The organism is Erwinia sp. V71 (assembly GCF_965644245.1).
GTDB lineage: Bacteria > Pseudomonadota > Gammaproteobacteria > Enterobacterales > Enterobacteriaceae > Erwinia.
Genome location: NZ_CBFFRK010000342.1, coordinates 1 through 225, shown reverse-complemented (window position 1 = coordinate 225; position 225 = coordinate 1). Strand labels below are relative to the sequence as shown.

At 47.1% G+C, this 225-nt stretch carries 1 pseudogene; it reads right to left on the bottom strand.

The annotated features are described in order from the left end of the window. Nucleotides 1–105, bottom strand: a pseudogene (locus ACSZO1_RS22885) (IS30 family transposase); the annotation flags it as partial. Between the last annotated feature and the right edge of the window lie 120 nt (nucleotides 106–225).

The following is a 225-nucleotide window of genomic DNA, read 5'->3' as shown; positions in this document are numbered from 1 at the left end:
CTTACTGACGCCTACACGCTTACTGATCTCTGTGAGGCTAATCTTCTCACCAAACAACAGGGCAATCTGGTATCGTATGCCCTCGGTTAACTGCCGGTACTTCATGTTACTCGCTCATCTGTGGTAGGAAAAACGGGATAACTTATCGGTAGTTCGCGAATTCAGATAATAAGTGCAACGCTTGGTCATGTGGATGGAGGGACGGTTAGCTACCGATAAGCTATC